General features: G+C 32.3%; 1 protein-coding gene. It reads left to right on the top strand.

The window, feature by feature from the left end; genetic code table 11:
- Nucleotides 1–121: 121 nt before the first annotated feature.
- Nucleotides 122–1,042 carry an SMEK domain-containing protein gene (locus HHO47_RS18965; RefSeq protein WP_169021694.1) on the top strand — a complete coding sequence of 307 codons (921 nt, stop codon included), beginning with the start codon at nt 122–124 and terminating at the stop codon, nt 1,040–1,042.
- Nucleotides 1,043–1,175 lie beyond the last annotated feature (133 nt).

The raw sequence follows: 1,175 nt of genomic DNA, 5'->3' as shown, positions 1-1,175 counted from the left end.
ATCTCTGACTAAAGAAATTGCATCAAGTTTAAATTCTTTGGTATATTTTTTACGTTTTGTCATTTCTGTTCTCCAGTTAAGCTTATTATGTCTTAACTGGGGTAGTCGAATCCATTAAACCATGTCACTTTCCCGTGAAGTAGAAATAAATTCATCTGTTAACTTCACAAACATCAATGTTGCTGCTGAAGATTTTTATTGCGCATTTCTTAATTTAATTCTTAAAACTGAATTAAGAAACTTAAACGAATCAACTAGTAATTTTGTTGCTTTAGATCTCGGCTGTGACAAAACAGGTTTGAGCATACAAGTTACCTCTACATCAAGCATAACTAAAGTTCGAAAAACTGTTGAAAAGTATGTATCTTCGGGCAATAACAAAAGGTTTAAAGATCTCATTGTTTTAACTTTGGGAGAAGCAACAGACTATAGAACAAATACAATTGATGTAGAAAACTTTAGTTTTGATGTTAAGAAAAATGTTTGGAGTTATAAAACAATTGGGAAGAAGCTCCTTCACGTAAATGAGGTAATACTTAAGGAGCTGCTAGATTTACTTGAAAAAGCTGGAGTTTGCGACCCTTTAGAAGCTGAGCCAAAAGAAGTTACAACATTTGTAGAGCTTATTAATTTAATAAGCGATGATGAGCACCCTGAAGCTGGCACAGGTTTCTTAGAGGAACCAGACCCAGAAAGAAAGATTAATAAGCGATTTAAGAATCATAGTGACGAAATTATCGCGGAATACAAAGATAATTTTTCGATATATGGAAATGTATTGCAGCAAATTAAAAATGACACTGACATCAGCAATATAAAAATTAGAAAAGCTAGTAATTATCTCAGAAAACTCAGTCATGACCTATTGAAGAGCTGTTCAGGAAACCCAATAGAAGCCCTTGATAAACTTCAATCCTTCTACATTAAAAAACTATCTAAACTACATTTTGAGTACGATGAACAAGCTGTTAATTTTTATCTTATCAATGAATTAACTGGTTGTAATGTATTCCCTAATATAGCGGCAATAAGTCATGAATAGTCTATTTTGACGTGGTTTAATGGATTCGACTACCCCAGTTAAGACATAATAAGCTTAACTGGAGAACAGAAATGACAAAACGTAAAAAATATACCAAAGAATTTAAACTTGATGCAATTTCTTTAGTCAGAGA

The sequence above is a fragment of the Pseudoalteromonas arctica genome (assembly GCF_012927645.1).
GTDB classification, from domain to species: Bacteria; Pseudomonadota; Gammaproteobacteria; order Enterobacterales; family Alteromonadaceae; genus Pseudoalteromonas; species Pseudoalteromonas arctica_A.
This window is presented reverse-complemented; position numbering and strand designations above follow the sequence as displayed.

Bases quoted from the DNA above. Each gene is read 5' to 3' on its own strand.
- HHO47_RS18965 (WP_169021694.1), top strand. From the start codon at position 122: ATGTCACTTTCCCGTGAAGTAGAAATAAATTCATCTGTTAACTTCACA.